17 protein-coding genes are annotated in these 20,226 nt (G+C 45.9%); 4 read left to right on the top strand and 13 right to left on the bottom strand.

Annotation, left to right across the window (positions count from 1 at the left end; all coding sequences use genetic code 11):
• Positions 1-38 precede the first annotated feature (38 nt).
• The 3 genes from BZJ21_RS10105 to BZJ21_RS10095 are packed head-to-tail and all read right to left on the bottom strand — an operon-like array spanning position 39 to position 2,196.
• Positions 39-1,343 carry an MFS transporter gene (locus BZJ21_RS10105; protein ID WP_077669709.1) on the bottom strand — a complete coding sequence of 435 codons (1,305 nt, stop codon included), beginning with the start codon at positions 1,341-1,343 and terminating at the stop codon, positions 39-41.
• A 51-nt stretch (positions 1,344-1,394) separates the two neighbouring features.
• A complete protein-coding gene (locus BZJ21_RS10100; protein ID WP_021024285.1) occupies positions 1,395-1,751 on the bottom strand; it encodes a hypothetical protein in 357 nt (118 codons plus the stop codon).
• A gap of 58 nt (positions 1,752-1,809) precedes the next feature.
• On the bottom strand, positions 1,810-2,196 hold the full coding sequence (locus tag BZJ21_RS10095; RefSeq protein ID WP_131826342.1) for a hypothetical protein: 387 nt from the start codon (positions 2,194-2,196) through the stop codon (positions 1,810-1,812).
• A gap of 70 nt (positions 2,197-2,266) precedes the next feature.
• Between BZJ21_RS10095 and BZJ21_RS10090 the strand changes: the two genes are divergently transcribed.
• The 3 genes from BZJ21_RS10090 (at position 2,267) to BZJ21_RS10080 (ending at position 5,884) form a co-directional block, all read left to right on the top strand.
• Positions 2,267-3,334 carry an ABC transporter substrate-binding protein gene (locus BZJ21_RS10090; protein ID WP_077669707.1) on the top strand — a complete coding sequence of 356 codons (1,068 nt, stop codon included), beginning with the start codon at positions 2,267-2,269 and terminating at the stop codon, positions 3,332-3,334.
• The gene (locus BZJ21_RS10085) at positions 3,335-5,170 is read left to right on the top strand and encodes a GGDEF domain-containing protein (RefSeq protein WP_077669706.1); all 1,836 of its coding nucleotides are present in this window, start codon (positions 3,335-3,337) and stop codon (positions 5,168-5,170) included.
• 174 nt (positions 5,171-5,344) lie between these two features.
• On the top strand, positions 5,345-5,884 hold the full coding sequence (locus BZJ21_RS10080; protein WP_077669705.1) for a histidine phosphatase family protein: 540 nt from the start codon (positions 5,345-5,347) through the stop codon (positions 5,882-5,884).
• A gap of 77 nt (positions 5,885-5,961) precedes the next feature.
• Here BZJ21_RS10080 and BZJ21_RS10075 read toward each other — a convergent pair whose 3' ends face one another.
• Positions 5,962-7,392 carry a 6-phospho-beta-glucosidase gene (locus BZJ21_RS10075; RefSeq protein ID WP_077669704.1) on the bottom strand — a complete coding sequence of 477 codons (1,431 nt, stop codon included), beginning with the start codon at positions 7,390-7,392 and terminating at the stop codon, positions 5,962-5,964.
• A gap of 216 nt (positions 7,393-7,608) precedes the next feature.
• On the opposite strand from BZJ21_RS10075, the gene BZJ21_RS10070 reads away from it, so the two are divergent.
• On the top strand, positions 7,609-8,493 hold the full coding sequence (locus tag BZJ21_RS10070; RefSeq protein ID WP_077577327.1) for an aspartoacylase: 885 nt from the start codon (positions 7,609-7,611) through the stop codon (positions 8,491-8,493).
• Positions 8,494-8,602: 109 nt separating this feature from the next.
• Here BZJ21_RS10070 and BZJ21_RS10065 read toward each other — a convergent pair whose 3' ends face one another.
• The 9 genes from BZJ21_RS10065 to BZJ21_RS16310 all read right to left on the bottom strand — a co-directional run.
• Positions 8,603-9,712, bottom strand: coding sequence for an SEL1-like repeat protein (locus BZJ21_RS10065; RefSeq protein WP_131826341.1), 1,110 nt, complete (start codon positions 9,710-9,712; stop codon positions 8,603-8,605).
• Positions 9,696-9,980, bottom strand: coding sequence for a type VI secretion system PAAR protein (locus BZJ21_RS10060; RefSeq protein WP_077669702.1), 285 nt, complete (start codon positions 9,978-9,980; stop codon positions 9,696-9,698). The genes BZJ21_RS10065 and BZJ21_RS10060 overlap by 17 nt, the downstream gene beginning before the upstream one ends.
• Positions 9,981-10,015: 35 nt before the next feature.
• Positions 10,016-11,962, bottom strand: coding sequence for a type VI secretion system tip protein TssI/VgrG (gene tssI / locus BZJ21_RS10055; protein WP_077669701.1), 1,947 nt, complete (start codon positions 11,960-11,962; stop codon positions 10,016-10,018).
• A gap of 124 nt (positions 11,963-12,086) precedes the next feature.
• Entirely contained in the window at positions 12,087-12,605 is a 519-nt protein-coding gene (gene hcp-2 / locus BZJ21_RS10050; protein WP_021024295.1) for a type VI secretion system effector Hcp-2, read from the bottom strand.
• 330 nt (positions 12,606-12,935) lie between these two features.
• Positions 12,936-13,973, bottom strand: coding sequence for a hypothetical protein (locus tag BZJ21_RS10045; RefSeq protein ID WP_158075517.1), 1,038 nt, complete (start codon positions 13,971-13,973; stop codon positions 12,936-12,938).
• Between the two features lie 589 nt (positions 13,974-14,562).
• Entirely contained in the window at positions 14,563-15,594 is a 1,032-nt protein-coding gene (locus tag BZJ21_RS10040) for an SEL1-like repeat protein (RefSeq protein WP_077669699.1), read from the bottom strand.
• Positions 15,595-19,086 carry a LysM peptidoglycan-binding domain-containing protein gene (locus BZJ21_RS10035; RefSeq protein ID WP_077669698.1) on the bottom strand — a complete coding sequence of 1,164 codons (3,492 nt, stop codon included), beginning with the start codon at positions 19,084-19,086 and terminating at the stop codon, positions 15,595-15,597.
• A complete protein-coding gene (locus tag BZJ21_RS10030) occupies positions 19,083-19,601 on the bottom strand; it encodes a DUF4123 domain-containing protein (RefSeq protein WP_077669697.1) in 519 nt (172 codons plus the stop codon). The genes BZJ21_RS10035 and BZJ21_RS10030 overlap by 4 nt, the downstream gene beginning before the upstream one ends.
• 9 nt (positions 19,602-19,610) lie before the next feature.
• Positions 19,611-20,226, bottom strand: a 616-nt coding sequence (locus BZJ21_RS16310) for a bacteriophage T4 gp5 trimerisation domain-containing protein (protein WP_449329002.1), incomplete at its 5' end; no start/stop codon positions are given.

Genomic DNA, 20,226 nt, shown 5'->3' with positions numbered 1-20,226 from the left:
GCGCCTTTTTTCTGTTCCTTTTCTGTTCCGCCGTCGGCTTAGCGTTCTACTTCAGGCAGCGCGCGCGCCATTAATGCGCCGAGTAAACCAAAAACGGACAATACCGAAATGACGACCATGATCCCCCATTGACTAAGCCACGCAGTAGCCGCGCCCATCAATAACAAAACGAGACCAATGAGTGTATTGCTGACTGAAACATAATCAGTGCGCCGATTACCTTCGGCCATATTCACAATGTAGGTTTTACGCCCAAGACGCACGCCCTCGTGAGCAATGGTCAGGACAAAATAGACGCCAGGCAACACCCACGCCAATGAGAAAAGCGTGGGGTACCACTGACTAATACTGACCACCACCAGCCCCAGTACCGCCGTGACCACGGCGGCGATCATCATCACTTGGCGGCTAGAATGATCGGCAAAAAGTCCCCAAAAAGGTGCAGAAATGAGGCTCGCAACGCCGCTAATTGCGACAAAACTTGCGGTGGTGATCGCCAACGCTTGGCTATGCTGACTGGCTAACAACACATAATAGGGCGCGGATAAGGCCGAACACAGTAACAGGGAGCGCGTGATCACAAAATGGCGCAGCCGTCTATCATCCACCAGTAAGCGTAGTTTAGAAAGCGCATGCGTCAGCGCATTGGCACCGCCTTCAGTGGCCCCTTCGTATTCATCCACCTGGCTGTAGAGCGCCGCTGCCACCCACCAGAGCGCAGCACCGAATGCTAGTAGCGCACAGTACACCCAAACATGTTGCTGATCAGAAACACTAAATAAACCCACACCGGCGGCAATCGTCACCGCCCCCGCCAAGCTTGACGACCACCCATTCAAACGTCCTCGTTGCGGCTTAGGAATGGTTTTCCCTAACACATCTTTGGAGGCAACTGAGCACAGGCCTCGCGCCAAACTAAATACTACCAGCAAGCCAACAATGCTCCAGCCAGCTTCTTGACCGGTTAAAAGCAACGCGGCGATCGCCATTGCTAGGATACACGCCCCTTGAATGACAGAACCCGCCACCCATGCCCACTTACGTACCGCGAATTGGCGGACATAACCGGCGATACCTAACTGAGGCACTAACGAACCCGCCTCTCGGATTGGCACCAATAAGCCAATTAACGCTAACGGAGCGCCCACTGCGTTGAGCAGCGCTGGCAAGACAATTTTCGGGTTAGACACCGCGTCGCCAATTTTGGTGAGTCCTTGGCTGAGGATAATACGAAAAAAATTCCCCGGCACTTCGCGACACGCACTGCCATCAATGTCTTTACACGCCCGCGCGTCTTCCTCGTTAAATAGCTTTTGATGAAGATCATCCGCCAGTTTATCCACACATCCCCCCAACTCTATGATTTATTTGCTTGATAGCGGCACTAGAGTCAATCATTGTAAATCTTTATGTCGAAAACGTGTTAACCAATATTCGCGGTAACGAAAGTAGCAATAGGTCGACGCAAACAAAAAGAAAAGATAAGACAAAGAAAACACAAACGGGGAGGTAATAAGCGAGTGCTTTAACCCGAGGAGTACACCCGCCGCAGTCACTGTCATTTTGGCCGCCACACCGAGCAACAACAAAAATAAAGCAAACTGCGGATAATGCGTGCTACGGAAGGTGATCCAATAACAAACTCCCACGGCTGTACTAGCGACGCCAAAGCCTAAAAGATAAGAATGAAAGTGTTCACCTGCCAGCACGCCACCCAAAACGGTAAGTGCTGTTATGACGAGAAAAACCATACGCTGCCGCCTTTTCTTTTCAGTATGACACTGAATAGCCTTATCGAGCAGCGGGAGACTAAGAGATTGCGATCTTGTTAGCAGGCTTGATACATACCGATGGGATAGACGCCTCGCGGTGGGTCCACAAAGCACCATACCGGTTGTTCAATGCATCGACCGTAACCACTTGCCCCTGACGCCGAATACGCATGTTTGTCCCCAACTCAATACCAGTCAATCCTGCCGCGTCAAACACACCATCCACATAATTAAAGCTATCGACAGCTAAATCAACAATACGAAATGCTCGACGGCGAACACTCAAACAAGCAACCCAGCATTTAGCCGCTAAAACTTGGCCAGGAGATTCGGCACGCACAGCAAAACGCCATCCTTCACCGTCGCCATAAAAATCCATTGGGAAATGGCGCCTAAACGTCTTTTTATTGTTGTAAGATTTCATCGCAATCAATCCTATACAGATGCGCTATCATATCTAAAAGGGAAAAAACATACGAGGATTGGTAATAAGAATGAAAAACACACTGTTGGTATGGATTATTGCGTCTGTGGCCATGCTCTTCAATACGCTTGCCTACGCGACGACGCAACAACAGGCGAGAGTACTTTTTATCAATCCAGGCTTTGCCAATGAGAGCTTTTGGCAGGATGTAGACGATTACGCCAAGGCTGCTGCCAAGGCGTTGAATCTTGACCTTACCATTCGACATGCAGATCGTAATCACTTTGCAATGCGCCAAATTCTCTCTGCCACTTTAAATAAACCGACTCGTCCCGATTATGTCATCATCGTTAATGAGAAATTAGCCGCGGATGATCTGCTACCGATGTTACGCGATTATCCCATTTACGTTCAGGTCATCTTAAACGATATAGATGAACAGACAAAAATATCCATAGAAAAAGATACGCATTGGCAAGAATATCTCCTAGCTAGCATCATTCCGGATAACGAGGCCATTGGTCATACGATTGCGAAGGCAATGGTAAACGCAGGTAACAATGAGTCTGGCGACGCTGTTATGATTTCGGGCGATCTCACCACGCCAGCCTCCGTTCAACGCGAAGCGGGGGGTCAACGTTTTTTTGATGAGCAACCAAATATTACTTTGCGTCAGATTGTCCATGGTCAATGGGACGAGTCTATTAGCCAAGAGCAGATGCACACCTTGTTGCAACGTTACCCGGATGTACGTTACGTGTGGACGGCCAATGACCACATGGCCTTTGGCGCAATGAAAGCCGCGAAGCAAGCAGGAAAGACACCAGGCGAGGATATCTTCTTTGCCACAGTTAACACATCAGAAAAGGTGCTCGCTTTACGTGAGGCTGGTACTATTTCAGCACTGGGAGGTGGGCATTTCACCGCAGCCGGTCTTGCATTAAGCCATATTTATGCGCACGATAGCGGCTTACCAACACCAAAAAGATGCAATAATGCACTTTTTCGTTTAATTACACCCGATTCACGCTTTTTTACACAGTTGCGCAAACAAGCTTGGCACGAGATTCCATTTTTAAAAATGGCTCGACGGACCGAAAGCCGATGTACGCCTCATTCAACGGATATGGATAACTAAGTGACAAAACGCGCTATAAATTTACGTGGTCTTCAAACTCGCGTCGCCTTTATCGTGCTCGCCATTAGTTTGCTCTTTGCTATTGGGACGACCCTGACGCAAATGTATATCAACTATCAGCGAGCACTAACAACCACAACGCAACTGGTGGAGAGCCGCAGCCAAAATTCAGCTCGGGTCATTAGCCATGCATTATGGATTGTTGATTTAGAACTCGTACGCCGCAGAGTCAAAGGGTTAGCGATGACGCCCACCGTCTGTCGGGTCGACGTCACAGGTTTTGATGGCACGACGGTTACCGAAGTTAATCACACCAGTCGTCATTGTGACGCCAACCACCAAGCACTGCTGAGTGTTCAAGGTAATAATATTGGTACTCTGAATATCGTTCTTGATCACAGCGAGGTAAAGCGTGAAGCATTGAGTAGTATCGTGCCTATTGCTGCCGTCCATTTTACCGAAACATTGATGATTTCATTGCTGATTCTCTGGGTGCTAAATCGGCTTTGCTCTCGGCCACTCAAGCAACTTGCAACGACTTTAGACTATTACCAAGCCGATAGAATCAGCCAAAGTAGTGTGCCGATTCAATTAATTCAACGTAATGATGAGATTGGTAAAGTTTCTCGTTCAATCAATTCGCTCCAGTCCCGAATCAAAGACGATTTATTACAAAAACGCATCACAGAACGCGAGCTACGCCAACATCAAACGTTGCTCGAAGAACAAGTAGAACAACGCACAAAAGCACTGAATTGGCAGTCGAATGCGAGCTCATTATTGGCTGATATCTCGATTCAATTTCTACGCGCTGACTCTCAACATATCACCGAGGACGTTGAGCTTATTTTCCCGCAAATGGCGTCACTATTAGGAGTAGAGGCCATCGGCTGGTATGCCTTTGATTCGAACCGCGCTGAACGTCGCTGTTATTGGCCAGAAGAGGCCGACTTTGCACCAAAAACAGTGGATTTAAGTGACATGCACATGATCAAACGCTGGCTTGCAGATACCGATACATTGGTGGTCCCTCACGTTGGCCAGCTGGGCGATGATGCCATGAATGAACGATCGTGGTTGCGTCAACGACATATTCTCTCTTTCGCGGCTTTTCCACTAACCGACGGCCGCAAGAGCTTTGGGATGATCACGGTGGCGAATCGTCAATTACCGTTTATCTGGGATAACAACAAAACGTTACTATTGAAGCGCTTTGCGACGGCGATTAGTGAAGTCATGATTCGAGAGCGCAACCACTTTGCTATGGAACAGTTGCAAGAAGAACTGATCGCAGCCAACGAAAAACTGAAAGTACAGGCAGAGACAGATGACCTCACCCGCCTGAGCACACGCCGCCCCTTTAAACGTGAGCTAAAGAGCCATATCCGTCATGGTATTGAGAATGACTTACCTGTTGCGGTAATGATGATCGATGTCGATCACTTCAAAGCGTACAACGATGAGTATGGGCATCTAAAAGGCGATGATGTACTCACTAAGATTGCGCGGGTACTGCTCAAGCAACCCCAAGCCTTTCAAGGCTCGGTTGCAAGGTTTGGGGGAGAAGAGTTTGCTATCACGCTTTCAACCCACTACGCCTCTCAGCTTCATGCATTAGCTGATGCGATTCATGATGACATTGCGGCACTTGGCCTCACCCATGCGAAAAACCCAGATGGCAAGACGATTACAGTGAGCATTGGCGGGATCATTTTGCAACCGACCGATGAAACCACTGACTCTTATCTGCTAGAAATGGCAGACCAACGTCTGTATCAAGCGAAAGAGGAAGGACGGAATCGTATTAATATACTTGACCGCCATCATCAAAAATAGCGAGCTCGCTCACGTCATGTCCTTTATCCTTCTGGCGTTTCATGACAGCATCATGACGGTATGCTACAACCCAATGTCAAATGAGGTTGTAGCAACCGTTGGTCCAAATGGATGTCACTTGCTAAACATGTCCGCAAGCTGATAGCCATGATCGACGCTAGAGAAGGAAGTCCGATGAAAGTCGTCTTTGTCCGCCATGGAAAAACCGATTACGCTTTGGCAGATGCTCGTCAGATGAGTCAGTTAGAAAAAGATTATGCGCCACTACAACGTGCGTGTATTCCAGACATCCAGGCCTTGGCCAATCACTCTGCCTTACAACAAGCGGATATTATATTGTCGTCGCCCTATACGCGCGCCCTGCAAACAGCAGAAATTCTCAACCGACAGCTGCAAAAAGATCTGTTTGTTGAGCACGATTTACGCGAATGGCAAGCGGATATAAAGGGGAGCTATATTCCTCTTTCTGAACGCGATCGTCGCTGGATTGAGTATAGAGAGCTGTTTGCCAACGGTAATGAGGTTACTAACGCCGGTTATGAATCCGCAACAGCTTTGCACCGTCGCGTGAGCGCTGTGCTCGACATGTATCACGAGTATTCAACCATTGCCGTCGTCGCACATTTTAATGTGATAGAAGCGATCGTGGGTTATCGTGAACAAGGCATTGAATACGGCGAAGTGATTGAATTTGATTATCAACCTAACGTGTAAACCGTCATCTTCATCCTAGCGGTCGTATAGCGATAAAAGCAAAAGGGACGCCGAACGCGTCCCTTTTAGCCTATCCTCTAGCCCGTCAAGCCATTGTTGGCAATGACCTGTTTATACCAGTCAAAGCTTTTTTTACGGGAGCGAGAAAAGTCACCACTGCCATCGTCATGACGATCAACATAAATGAACCCATACCGCTTGCGGTATTCTCCGGTGGTGAAAGATACACAATCAATACATCCCCAAGGCGTGTATCCCATCACATCCACACCATCGAGTGAAATCGCCTCTTCAAGCGCTTCAATGTGTTGCGACAAATAGTCGATACGATAATCATCGTTGATTGCGCCGGTTTGATCGGGAATATCCACCGCCCCTAGACCATTTTCAACCACAAAAATGGGCAATTCATAGCGTTCGTACAACTCTGAAAGTGCATAACGTAGCCCTTTCGGATCGATCTGCCAGCCCCAATCCGACGCCGGCAAATGTGGATTCAATCGACTAGCGCTGAACAAGGCATTTTCATCTTGTTCTGGCGGATTAGCATCGACAATATTGGTCATGTAGTAACTGATTGCCAAAAAATCCGCCTGACCATTTTTTAAGATCTGCGCATCATCATCGTGCATCACCACCTTAATCCCTTTGCTTGCCCATTGAGGCCAAATGTAGTGAGGGTAATGACCCCTTATCTGTACATCACTGCACAGGTATTTATCTCGCATCGCTTGCTGTGATGCTAACATGTCATCCGGATGGCACGTCGCAGGATACAAAGGCATCATGTGGATCATGCTGCCAATGCTAAATTCAGAGTTAATAACATGTCCCAGTGCGACCACTTTGGCACTGGCCACAAATTGGTGATGTAGCACTTGATACAAGGTTTGCTCAGGGTGGTCGTGCTCGGTAAACACCACCCCCGAATTACAATAACCAAATAAAGGATAATCCCAGTTAAGCTGGTTATTGATCTCGTTAAAGGTAATCCAATAGGTGACTTTGTCACGGTAGCGCGTTAATACGGCTTCACAAAAACGAACGAAGTGATCCACGACCGCTCGATTTGCCCAGCCACCATATTCACTGACAAGGTGGTGCGGCATCTCAAAGTGCGACAATGTAATGACAGGCTCGATATCATGCTCTAACAAGCAATCAATCAATCCATCATAAAACGCCAGCCCCGCTTCGTTAGGGGTCGCTTCATCCCCATTTGGGAAAATACGGGACCACGCAATCGACGTCCGAAAGCATTTAAATCCCATCTCTGCGAACATCGCAATGTCGTCGCGGTAACGATGGTAAAAATCAACCGCTTGATGGTTGGGATACGTTTCTTCAGCCTGGACTTGCTCGGTAATCTTACGCGGCACGCCGTGCTCACCTTTGGTAAGCACATCAACGATACTCACGCCTTTACCATCACAGTTCCATCCACCCTCGACCTGATGCGCGGCAACCGCGCCACCCCATAAGAAATTGTCAGGAAACTTATTACTCATGCCTTACCTCTCCTTTGTTTTTATCTCAGCCTAACCGGTTCAATGCTGCTGAAGTGTGAACTGACGCAAAGATTGCCTGAACACTTTTCCTCTCTTAACCTTTGAATAAAAAACCAATATAAAAGAAAAATTATTCTATTAATCTCTACAAGTATCGATGCTAAGCTAGCACCACGACATAAGCGGATGTTTTTCCATTCAACACAAGGAGTTCTCATGAGTCGCTTCAGTCAAGTGGCCATCGTCGGTGGCACCCATGGCAATGAGTTTAGCGGGATTTACGCACTAAAACAGTGGCAAACCAATACATCTGTTACGACTCGGGATAGTTTTTCAACGGAGCATGTGTTCGCGAATCCGTCGGCTTATCATGCAAACAAACGTTATCTCGATTGTGACTTAAATCGACAATTCGATCCTCAAGGGCTCGCCGATCTCACCTTAACAAACTACGAGCAAAGTCGCGCAAAAGTCCTCAATCAACAGCTAGGTCCTAAAGGCGACCCTCGCGTCGATTTCATCATCGATTTACACAACACCACCAGCAACATGGGGCCTACGCTCATTTTGCTCGCATTAGACACATTCAATAAACAGCTTGCTGCCTATATCAGTGAGCGTATGCCCGATGCCATTATTTTAGTAGAAGATCATCTCGAGCCGCTTCAACACGCTTTTTTATGCTCAGTGGCGAAGCAAGGCGTCATTGTTGAGGTTGGTCCTCAACCGCAATCCGTATTACGCCATGATGTAATGGAATCCATGCAAGAAATGACGACGCATATTCTCGATTTTGTGCATCTCTTTAATATCGACAAGGTGCCAGAGCTGCCCGCGCAAGTAACGGCTTATCGCTATAAAGAAACCTTACATCTACCCCAAAATGCACAAGGAGAGCGCATCGGTATGGTGCACCAAAACGTGCAAGACAAAGACTTTGAGCCGATAGTACCTGGCGATCCTTTATTCATGTGCTTTGACGGTCGCGAAGTCGCTTGGGAAGGAAAGTACACTGCGTATCCGCACTTTATTAACGAGGCAGCGTATTACGATAACAATATTGCGATGTCGATGGCAGAAATGTTTAGTCTAACGGTATAATTGAGAGGTACAACTGAGAGACGTATAAAGAAACGACCAACATCGAACCGATGTATCAATGACTCGGTGATGTGGCCGCTCAGAAAGTAGAAACAACGCTCGCTCGCAATTAACTCACTGGCTTAGTTGCGGGTTCTTTCTTTAAAGCCGTTTTTTGCCAGTAGCGATCATAATGAAAGAAAATGTGTGTCCTACGCAATTCAGCCGCTCTTTGTTCTACCTTTTCAATGACGTCATTTGATACTCGCGAAGACGCGAGCTCAAACTGTTCCATTGCCTGCTCTCTCAAAGTCACGAACCGTCCTTGACCAACCACATCCAAGTAGGCAGAAAGATAAACGAGCCCATCAGTATACTCAGCGTCTTCAGGCATGTAGTTTGTGGTGTACAGACGCCCCAGGGCAGCAAGAGACATAAGATCCCCTTGTTCAATCGCTTTTTCGCGCCACGCCACCGCTTTATGGCTTTCCCCTCGACGGATAAAATCACGATATAAACTCTTAGTACCGGGGATCCCACCCGCATTGGCAATCTGTTTTTTTACTTCAGCGGCCGCATCAAGGCGAGAGCTGGGGAAAAGATAAAAGCCGCGCTCAGCCAGTTCTATTTGCGATGCTTTATGTAACAAGGCATCAACATCATTCGCCGCAATCGCCTCTTCTAAATACTGCTCGGCTTTCTTTTTGTCTGTTGGATAGATGTACTGATACAGACTAAATGCTGCGTCTTTAGGTGCTTTTTCATACCAAGCTGCTAGTGCTTCTTCATACTTATAGCGCCAAATAGTACGATGATTTGCCGATAACCAATGGCCTTTTTCAACCAGTAATTTCATGGCTGGAATATAATCCGCCTTTGCGGCCTGCGTGAGATACTGCTGCGCAACCGGCGAATAATCGAGCTTATTACCATCATCACTGACGAGCACAGCGTATAAATAAGCGGCAGGAACAATACCTTGATCCGCCGCTGCACGTAGATATTTTTCAGCTCGTTGGTAATGGAACTGAGCGCGAGACAAACGTCCATGCTCAAATATTGCCTCTGGCGTCATCGCCTGGATATCATAGTCATCCGCGATTTTTTCAACCGGCTCTAGTTGCACAAAAGGTGTGGCTTCAACTTCAACTTGTTCAGCATGTACTTGTCCACTTAGCATGACTAGGCATGCATACACGCTTGCTTTAAGCATTGACGGGGTATTAACCAATGTTGACACTTGAACCTCCTACAATCACACCGCCACAACTCACTGCATCACCAATACGAGCGGCAGGTTTTCCATCAATCATAACGCTACCGGAACCCGCATTTACCGCTCGCCCATGAGGCGGGTGTTTCGGTTTACTATGCGATGCCAGGGGATCACCTTTACGAACTACGGGTATCCCGTCAACTTTTACTGTTGACGACCCCGCCACAATCGGTGTAGGTGGGAATCCATCATGCGCGGTTCCCACATGGCCAACAAGTGCTGCTTTGGGCATATCTTTCCTCAAATTTCTTAGTTTGCATTAAACGATCAAGGTTTGTTCACTGAGCGTGGCGATTTCGCTGGCTGTCCTTGGTACCCAGAGCCACTACCAGGACTTCCGCCAGCGTTTAAATTGATCGCTGGACCAATAAGGTGCACCCCGGCCGCATCAACCTTCATTACGCTCCCACCGGCGGTTACCGTAACCTCCGTACCTGCATCAAGCACGACATTTGCGCCTGCTTTTAGATGCACCTCACGTCCTGCCGTTACGGCGAAGCGGTTATCGATTTTTTCATGTATCCCTCCAGAAACGGCAATTGTGGCATCTTTTTTCACTCGTGTTCGTGATTGCTTATCGACCGTCACATGCTGGTTACTCATAACAGCCGACAAAGAATCATGGTCCACTTTTTGATGCTCATTATGCCGCACCTGCGTAACGACATCATTTTCCACGCCTGATTGCCAATCACGCTGAGCATGCAAATACACTTGCTCACTGCCCGATTGATCTTCAAACGTGAGCTCGTTGTAGCCCTCGCCTTGGTGGCTTTCACTGCGCCAAACTGTCTTGGTTTTATGGGCCGGCAATGTATAAGGGGATACATTGGTCGCGTGATAGGTCCGGCCAGTGATGATCGGTTGGTCGGGGTCACCATGTAAAAACGACACAATCACCTCATGGCCAATACGTGGAATGGCCATCATGCCGTATTGGCTCCCCGCCCAACCTTGAGACACCCGTATCCAGCAGCTACTTTTATCGTTTCCACTCGAGTAACGATCCCAAGGGAAATGAACTTTTACTCGGCCATGTTCGTCACAGAAAATTTCTTCGCCTTCAGGCCCAACCACAATCCCTATTAAAGGGCCGTCCACCTGTGGCTTAGGGTGTGGAGTGGCCCGCCAAGGGATAGAGGCCGGGATCACCGTAAACCGATTATGATAGGTAGTGGCGCCAGTGCCGCCTTCTTCTTCAACTGCTTGAGGTTGGGTGCCGTAATGCTGAGCGCGCACTACTTGCCACTTTTGATTCATGGTACGGTCGAGATGATCTTGCATTTCAAATGCATGACCCGCCTGCACAAGAAAATGATTACTTTCCCCAGTCGCCGTGACTTTGTCACGTGCCAGAAATTCTTGGCGTATCTGGGTTAAATGTTTACCTTGCGTATCGTCTTTATATCGACCTGGAAAATCATAAACATCGTAGTCTTGGCGCTGATGGTCAATGTCGGACATATTCACTTGCTGTAAGAAGCTATAAATCGGCTTTTTAAAGCTATAATCCTTCATCTCCAGTGATGACGGGATTATCCGAGTGTGCTTTTCGATGGCACGAATATAAGGCTCATCGACGACACCTGCAGCCTGAGCGTTATGCACAATCGGCTGTTTAAGGGCGGGAAGCGAAAAGGGCGAGTCAGTGATATATAAAAGCTGCTTGTCCTCTTTCCACACAAAGCAATACATCAACCCCTCTTCTGCGGCAATACGATGAAAAAAGGCGAGATCCGTTTCTCGGTATTGAACACAAAATTCACGCTCTGCATATTCTTTTGTCAGCCCAAAACCGACATCCGTAATACGCATTTCTTGCAACAAGATCGAAATAACTTGGGGAACCGTCTGATGTTGGAATACACGACTATTTTGCCGTAGTGATAGACGCTCAATTTCAGCCACTAATTCAACATCATAATAAGTGTGATGATGACCAATATTCCCTTGGGAAAATTGACGAATGATACCGCGAATACGACGCTCACATTGCCCGTTGCGATAGAGAGCAAGCGTGGCTTGGCAATCCACTAATTGGTCAGGGGTTAGGGAATGATCGCGACTTGCCAATGCAATCGAATAACGAAACCCGTTGCAAGCTTGCTGGTCGAACGCCGCAGCAGAGAGGGACTCGTTGCCCTGATATTCTCTGACCACAAACGTGTCTGGCTCTAGGCCTTCGACGCTAAATTCAAAACGTAATTTCGCCATGATGTCTCCCGAATCTTGTTCCCGCAACAGTGAACACTTGTCTAGCAACGCTCTCTGGAAAACGAACGCTGCTAAACAAATGGTGAAGCGCCGGCACAAAGCCGACGCAACCTAGCAATAGCAATTAAGCTTCAACCGGCTTGCGCCAGTCATCAGAGCCTGAAGTACCTGCGTTGACGTGGTCCCAGGTGATTTTGCGATAAGACATCGACACGGTCAGGTTCTGAGTGAAGTCTGACTTCGCCGGATCTTGGCAGTGTGGCATTTCACAATGGATATCCACGATAGAGGCGCTTTCTAATTTGGTGGTAAAGAAGTTTTCTTGCTTACCTTCAATCGACGTGCGGTACCATTTTAACTCCACAGTAGACATTTTTTCGCCAGAAGACAGCGCGTTGTAAAGCAATGGAACAGCTTTATTCAATGCCACGGTAAACTTAAATGGCTTGTGGACACGTTGTCCTGATGGCTGACCAGACTGAGGATCAGTCGGTACCGTCACATTATGGTCAAACTGTTGTACCAGCATTTCGTCTTCGTGGCCTTCGACAAAAGAATCACCGATAGAATCCGCGGTGCAGGCACCGGCAGTAATTAAACCCTGGGTTTCGCCTTCAATCGAGATATAACATGGCGTTGGCATAATCGCTCCTTTTTGTATGATTCGAGTTCAAACAGCGACTGTTGCTGTCTAGCCCTACTAGCAAGCTAGTTTTATGCCAACTTTTAAATCTTTATATATCAGTAATTTAGTTATGAGATGACCAATTTTTTGCACGACTCAAGCAACTTTTTGCTTGGCTTGGCAAAAAGTTGCTTGGCATATCGCTGAGCGTCTACTAAAAATCGCAGCTGAATAGCCGGAGCGACTATTTCGTGGATCTGTGAGGAAAGGATGACACAGAATTCTGAACACTACCGAGGAAAACGCCAAGTCGCTTTCTCGACACCGGACACAGACTTTTGCACACTGCTAAAAGTTTTTGTAAAATCCTTTAAAAAATTCGACAGTCGTTTCATCCAACTTCAGATCAGCATAATATCCTGAGACGTATTCTCTTGCTTTTTCCCGAATCTTTTCAAGCTGCTCTTCTGTTACTCTCTCCCCGGTAACTTTGTCATAATACTTATGCCTTCCTATATCTCTATCATATTCGAAATCAAAGAAACCACTAGCACTACAATCACCTTCCTTTCCGAGAAGACTATCAGCAGCGCTACAATAGAAATACGCACGTTTCGACGTTCTTTCGTCTTCCGAGCCTATATCATACTCCCTCTTTAAACGTATTAATCCGGTAGATGCACTATACAAAGATTGAGACTTCCTTCCTTTTATTCCAGTTTCTATCGCACTAATCGCTCTTCTTGGCTCTTTATTCTCTTCGAATATATAGAACAACTTATAGGCCGCAATTCCATCGCCATTTAAAGCCATCTTTTCCAAATATTCGATCCGTTTATCTTCATTCAGAAAAGACCAAAAGTTGTTATCATAAAAAAAAGTAAAGCCTTTATTCTTATATAGTTTTTCGGCTAGCTCACCATAGCGATATTCTCGATAAATGGGAATATATTGCCACCAGCTAGGATCATGATATAATAGTGCGTACATTGCTTTACCATTACCCTCTTCGGCGAGTTTCTCCCAACCTTCGATTGCTTTATCTACCCATTGTTCGTCACATGGCCAACCCAAATAACCACAGAAAGAACGATCAACTTCCGGCATATTGGTACCTGCAAGCGTCGCCATTGCCCAAGGATTACCTCCCTCAGCTGATTTTAAAAGGCTAGAACCCGCTTCTAATGTACCTAATGTTTTAAACTGAGTATAAGCTAACCAATAGGCCGCATTAGCATCGCCATGTTCAGCCAAAGGTTTAAATATCTCACGAGCCTTTTTAAACTGACCTTGATTTAATATATCAATCCCTTTCTCCAACGTTTCCGCGCGAGATAGAAATGGAAAAATACAAGCAGTAATTATTAAAACTTTCAACAAATTCACATTAACCACCGATTATTCTTTGGAATCTTTTTATTTTCAATTCATTTATCTTTGAATTATCATTTATATGAGCGACGTCATACTCAACCACTTCCTGATTTCCTGATAAGTGGGAGATGAATCGCTTTTATAAGGAATCCAAGGTCTCATAGCATCAAGACGTTCGCTACAAAGGGAGCGTTCGTCGCCTCCAATGCTCGCTGCTCCATTTCGCGAATAAGATGAAAAGGAAGCAGTGCAATTTGCGTCAGAATAAGCTGATAGGCAATGCTACCGCTCAGTGGGTGTTGTATCACTCACTGGACAGTAAATATTTAAAGTACACACTCAACACTTGGAAAAAAGCTTTACACTTAAAACGAAACATTGGTCTTAGTCAAACAGAAAATCGTCCCCGAGCACATCCTCGAGCCTGACGCTATCACAGCTGACCATTCACATTCACTTCGAAGGTCAACTAGATGTTCACATAGACTATGAAGATTTGGCTGACACAGAATATTGAACACGCTCGCAGTTGACTTCCTCTCGCCAGTTTAACTATGAGCGTTGCACTTATTATCTGAATTCAGGATGATATAAGAGCACTCTATATATTCTTTCTAAACCCTTTAAAGAACTCTACTGTTGTTTCATCTAAATATAGGTTTGTGCTGCTACCATCTACTTTTTCTTTAGCTTCCCTTTCTATCTCTTTTATATCTTTAAGTGTTACCAACTCTGCGCTATACTCATCAAAATAAATTAGTTCTCCATGCTTATCCACTTCATGTTCAAAGTAGTTACTTAGCTTACAGTCGTGATTACTATATATTTCTTTTGCAGCCCTACAATAAAAGTAAGCTTTTGTTGATTTTTTACTCTGATCACTTCCAATATCCTTATCTCGATTAATATAGATAACAGACAATGCTTTCCCCTTTAAAGAGTAATAATCATTTTTCTGCACTCCATAGTTAAACCAGTTCAACGCCTTATCAAAATCACCTTTTTCCTGATAAAGATATGCAAGGTTGTATGCAGCGAGTAGAAAACCGGAGCGTGCAATCTTTTCCATGTATTTTATACGTAAAGACTCGTTACTTTTAGACCAATATTCATCATCAAAGAAAAAGGAATAGCCTTTACCTAGGTATATTTCCTCAGCTAATTCTCCATAGCGAAAGTACTTGTAAATTGGTACATACTGCCACCATTTCTTATCATACTTTAATAAGGCGTACATTGCTTTACCATCACCTTTTTCAGCAAGTTTTCTCCAACCTTCTATGGCAAGATCCGCCCATCGCTCTTCACAAGGCCAAGATAGAAAAGAACAATAAGTTCGCTCAACGCCCTCCAATTCAGATCCAGCTAGTACTCCCATAGCCCAAGGATTGCCAGAATTAGCGGACTTTAAAAGACTATCCCCTGCAGAGATCGTTTCTGATGTTTTTAATTGTGTATACGCTAGCCAATACATCGCTACACTATTATCTTTCTGTGAAAGTGGCCTAAAAATTTTTTTAGCTTTTTCGTACTCCCCCTTATTCATAACCGTTAAGCCATCACCTAAGGTTGTTGCATATGTATTTAAAGATAGAGCTATACTTATACTAATAATACATTTTAATAACTTCATCTAAAATCCTACTATTTTTCTATATCCGTATTTGGCTATCTCTTTCATTCTATCTTTATCATCACAGTGAACTACCATATACTCCTTAACACGCTGATACGATGGTAAGTAAATATCTTTTTTATATGGAACCCATGTGACAACTAAAGCATCGAAGAGATCAATGAGTTCATTTTTCTTTAAATCTAGTTCTTGTCTCAATTTCAGGTCAAGCAAACCAACATTATCATAGGCCTTATCCCAAAACATTAATATTTTATCAATATTTTCCGCATACCGTTGCCATTTCACCTCTTCGGGAAGCTCCATCTCAATCTCTTCTCCGATCCTTTGCATCACGTTCTCGAACTTTTTCTTGGCATTGTCACTTACTGGGTGGCTCTCTCCTCTTATCCACTCTAAAAGCTTGGTCATCGCAGCCACTTGATCGAGGTTATCCTTCGCTGCTTCTGCATCGTTAGCCCAAAAACCTAGATCATGATAATGCAATAGAACGGAAAAGAGCTTGGCGTAGGTTTCAGCCGGCATTTTCTTTATCCAATCTCGCTGACCGGATGTCTCAACGTCACTATTAATGAAGTTCGCCACAAAGGGAGCGTTCGTCGTCTCCAATGCTCGCTGCTCCATGTCTCGAATAAGATGAAAAGGAAGCAGTGCAATTTGCGTCAGGGTAAGCTGATAAGCAACGGCAACTGTCAGTAGCCTGTTAAAAGCATAAAAGGCTTCACTGCCATCGCTTTCATGGAATAGGCCAAAGCGACTGAAACTCGGGTGCTCCATCACATCTAACAACCGTGAGATAAATTCGTCGTAAGCAAGCGGATCTAACTCAAACGCCAGCTTGCCAGAGAAACCAGCGATAGACGCGGCGCCAAAGTCGAAACGAAAGATTAAGCGACCATTATCTAAGGTACATTGCAAGATAAGTTTCGCTCCAACGCCTAACTGCGCGGTGAGGCGAGTGGCGAGCTTAAACAACTGTTTCATGTCCGAGCTACCCACATTTTTCCATAAGCATGCAAGACTGACTTGTCCACCTACCTCTGCACCAGCAAAGGCCGACACCTCAGTCTTTGCACCCGCCTTAATATTTCGCAGTTCACTATCATCCGCTAGCCCTAGGTCTTGCTTGCTTTCCAAACGTGTTGCAATAAAGGTTTGAGATGTCCGTAAGCCTGTAGCCCCTGTGGCAGCATCTTGACCAAGTGCAATCTCATTCGAGTATTTCATGCTTGCCGCTAACATACCGTGGACAACCGCTTCAATGTCGAAGCGAATGTCTCCTAAGCTCACTTCACGACGCTCATTGTCAACGGTGTAATAGGGAACTTTGAGATCGTACATGTTTTCAGCTGGAATGGAGAATTTTGTTGCTAATTGGCCACTGGCGAAATCAAGCGACGCCCCCAACTGCGTGTTCCCCACTAAGTTTAAGTTGACGCTTTCAGCTGCTGCCTGCGCTGAATACGTAAATCGCATAAATTGTGCGCCGCCGCTAACGTCCATCTTAACGGTGTTGCCGAAAATCTCAGTTTGCTGGGTTCGCCACGGTAGCACATACTCATAGGCCTCATCTAAAGCGACCTCTCCCCCCACGTTAGCCAATGCAAACGTCTTTTTAATTTCCGCATCATTCCCCAAGGCGTCTCTTAACGCATCCTTGAATGCCTTTGGGTTTATCACTCCTTGCCCTGTTGGTAGCGTGGGTTCATAAACTCGCGCACAGCTTTGTTTATTCCTTGCTGGATCATTATCTATAACCGCACACGTTGAGCGTATATACATGGCTTCGTTTGGCTTAGAAGTGAGCGCACACTCAACAATCGTCGTATTCAACGCCATGGAGTCAGGCACAATTTGATTGTTCAAATTTTCTGGTGCCCAATCTTTGTGCTCATCCCAAAGCAATATGCGCTTTTTCTCTCGCACTTGCCCTATGAGGACCGAATCCTCCTGACCGTCTAGAATAGGTGATGACAACCGACTCTTGGCAAGCGCTTCTAGCGCATCGAAGCGCTCTTGAATGTGCTTTGAATAAACAAGAAGCCTCCTCACATAGTCCGCATATTGTTGGTTTTTTGATACTAAGTCAGTAAAGGCAGCAATTCGCTTAGCGATTTCTTTGATTATGGTAATTCTTAACGCGTACGCAGAGTAGTAGCCTAACGTTGATATATTAAAGCTTTCGATCAGTCGTTGAATTGTACCAATACTTTGGCTGCCGATATTCTCTTGCAGAGAAGCGACAGCATCAGCGCCATTGAACAGTTCACTTTCGCTTAAGCATTGCTCTTTGACGTAAAACCCAAACTGATTAAGCCGGTACATGTAATAAGCTATTTCATACTCTCCCGTCATGTATACAGGAGGTAGTGTCTCGTGTTTCGGGAGAGCGTCAAAAAAAGCGACAATGCCTCTAAGATATACTCTTCTTTGTTCTACTGGGCGAGGTAGCTTTGTAGAGGTGGACACCTCATTTGAATTAGTGAAGTCACCGAGGGATGCATTAATACGACAATCTACTAAATCATTAATCAAGCGCTGGATATCTGAATCTCTGCTTGAGGTATAGTAGTTCAACTGATCACTATATCTATAAGTCGCACCATCCTCTTCAATTGAAATCGTTTTTGCATGCTGAGTGGCGATCTTCTCTAATTCATCGATAAGCTCGATAACAATATCAAGACAGTCAGATTGTAGTTCCTTAACGATACTCGCGCGTCTTCTTGCGAAGCGATTATCGACATCGGATCTTGGCTCTCTAACATTCACGGCACCACGACCAGTGACCACAATCGTATACTCTAGATAGTTATCATCACCGGTTTCTTGCCAACGCCCCCGCTCGACATTCAACGCTTCTATCCGTTCGTTAAAAGACGCATGAATATCGCGCACGTCCTCTATATCAGGCGTGCTGGGAAGGAATTCAATATTTGATGCCATGCTCATTTCCAAGGCTAATCGCGCTTGGAGGGCTTGCATATAGCGCTGTTTTAATGAAGGTTCATCTGGGTGCTCTTCATCATACTTTGCCAAGAAAAACTCGTGTGGCGTCGCTTTTACCTGATCCATCACACCAAGTTTTTCTAGATTAGCTAATACTGTCTCTTTGTCTCCTTGCACCGCCTCTTCACATAATTGTGCTTCTTTTTCAATAATGTCGTAGGCTTCTTGAGTTAAGAGATAGACACTTGGACGTGGTGAGCTTCCCTCTGCTGGATTATGAGGCACATAAAGCGCATCGACGTATTCAATAGAGCATTTTCTTTTAGTCAAATTATCATTAGGAACAACGTCTAATGGCTCCTTTGTCTCAGTGGACTTGTCATCCGGTGTCGGCACAGAAAGCGTATTGCCGACACGAATAGTATCGATATTCTTAATTCTATCGCTGTTCAGCTCTTGAAGAGTACTAACATCCGTATTAAACGCTTCAGCTAACTCAGAGAGAGTATCTCCTTGCTTTATCGTGTACTCTTGGCTCATGTTAGTAACTCCTCAACGATTGGAATAGGCAAATAGACAGTGTCAACTTCCGTCCCTTTTCGGGGGTTAAATATTAATTGCGTGGCGTCTGATAATTCAGAGAATGCGGGAGATATATATGCATAATGTGCCGTCTGTAATAGCGACATCAGCACAGTTTGATCACACAGGCTAGCAAGATGTAATAGCGTCTTGGGCGAGTAGAAGCGCAGCAGATATTGACGTTGGTTTTCATCAAAGACTGTGATATTCGCTTGCAAGCTAGATACTTGCTCGAAAATATCTAGATGCTCTGGCATCGCAAAAACCACGCCACTGCTCGCCCACTGAGGGTCCGTCAGCCAACGCTGATAAACCGAATCTTCTTCACTAACCCTGACACAAATAGGGCTATTTACTAGCTGGGGCTCCCATATAGTATCTCGATACAAAGGTATCCATTCTACATTACCCTCTGCGCAATGCTGACAAATGTCCGGCACGCGATTTTTATCGATCACTAACAACCAATTCATCACAGAATCCTACTTACATGGGCAGTCTTTCAATGGACAAGAGCCGTCAGTCTGCCGTTGACATATCTCCATCATAGGAATATCCAGTTTCGCGATAGCGGGTAGTGCACTCGCGAGAGACGCATCGATCGGTGCTGCTGAGTTGACAGGATCAGGAAGCGACTCCACCCCAAGCGGTAGGGCAGCAACTTTACCGGCATAGCCACTGCCGGCGCCGGGGCTGCCGCCTGAGTTGAGGTTAATCGCTGGGCCCACAAGGTGGACACCGCCGCCATCAATGCTGACAAAACTGCCGCCAGCTTTCACCGTGATGCTACTTCCGGCCTCAATCACCGCTTTTTGACCGGCTTTGATGTGAATTTCGTTACTGGCGTCATTTACCCACACTTGCCCGGCTTTGACATGCAGCGAGCCGTCGACAATCAGGGTTTGGTCTTGTTGGGTATACTGGCGACTCTCTCCCTCGACGGTATGATGCGCATTGCCCATCACACGATGAAAATGGTCGTTGTGTACCTGATGGTGGTTGTCATGACCTATCTCGGTCACGCGGTCGTTTTCTACCTCGGTGTGCCAATCTTTTTGTGCGTGTAAATACACTTGCTCACTGCCCGATTGGTCTTCG

It is taken from the genome of Salinivibrio costicola subsp. alcaliphilus (genome assembly GCF_001996185.1).
Classification (GTDB): Bacteria; Pseudomonadota; Gammaproteobacteria; order Enterobacterales; family Vibrionaceae; genus Salinivibrio; species Salinivibrio costicola.
This window is presented reverse-complemented; position numbering and strand designations above follow the sequence as displayed.

Bases quoted from the DNA above. Each gene is read 5' to 3' on its own strand.
- BZJ21_RS10100 (WP_021024285.1), bottom strand. From the start codon at position 1,751: ATGGTTTTTCTCGTCATAACAGCACTTACCGTTTTGGGTGGCGTGCTG.
- BZJ21_RS10095 (WP_131826342.1), bottom strand. From the start codon at position 2,196: ATGAAATCTTACAACAATAAAAAGACGTTTAGGCGCCATTTCCCAATG.
- BZJ21_RS10090 (WP_077669707.1), top strand. From the start codon at position 2,267: ATGAAAAACACACTGTTGGTATGGATTATTGCGTCTGTGGCCATGCTC.
- BZJ21_RS10080 (WP_077669705.1), top strand. From the start codon at position 5,345: ATGAAAGTCGTCTTTGTCCGCCATGGAAAAACCGATTACGCTTTGGCA.
- BZJ21_RS10075 (WP_077669704.1), bottom strand. From the start codon at position 7,392: ATGAGTAATAAGTTTCCTGACAATTTCTTATGGGGTGGCGCGGTTGCC.
- BZJ21_RS10070 (WP_077577327.1), top strand. From the start codon at position 7,609: ATGAGTCGCTTCAGTCAAGTGGCCATCGTCGGTGGCACCCATGGCAAT.
- BZJ21_RS10060 (WP_077669702.1), bottom strand. From the start codon at position 9,980: ATGCCCAAAGCAGCACTTGTTGGCCATGTGGGAACCGCGCATGATGGA.
- tssI (WP_077669701.1), bottom strand. From the start codon at position 11,962: ATGGCGAAATTACGTTTTGAATTTAGCGTCGAAGGCCTAGAGCCAGAC.
- hcp-2 (WP_021024295.1), bottom strand. From the start codon at position 12,605: ATGCCAACGCCATGTTATATCTCGATTGAAGGCGAAACCCAGGGTTTA.
- BZJ21_RS10040 (WP_077669699.1), bottom strand. From the start codon at position 15,594: ATGAAGTTATTAAAATGTATTATTAGTATAAGTATAGCTCTATCTTTA.
- BZJ21_RS10035 (WP_077669698.1), bottom strand. From the start codon at position 19,086: ATGAGCCAAGAGTACACGATAAAGCAAGGAGATACTCTCTCTGAGTTA.
- BZJ21_RS10030 (WP_077669697.1), bottom strand. From the start codon at position 19,601: ATGAATTGGTTGTTAGTGATCGATAAAAATCGCGTGCCGGACATTTGT.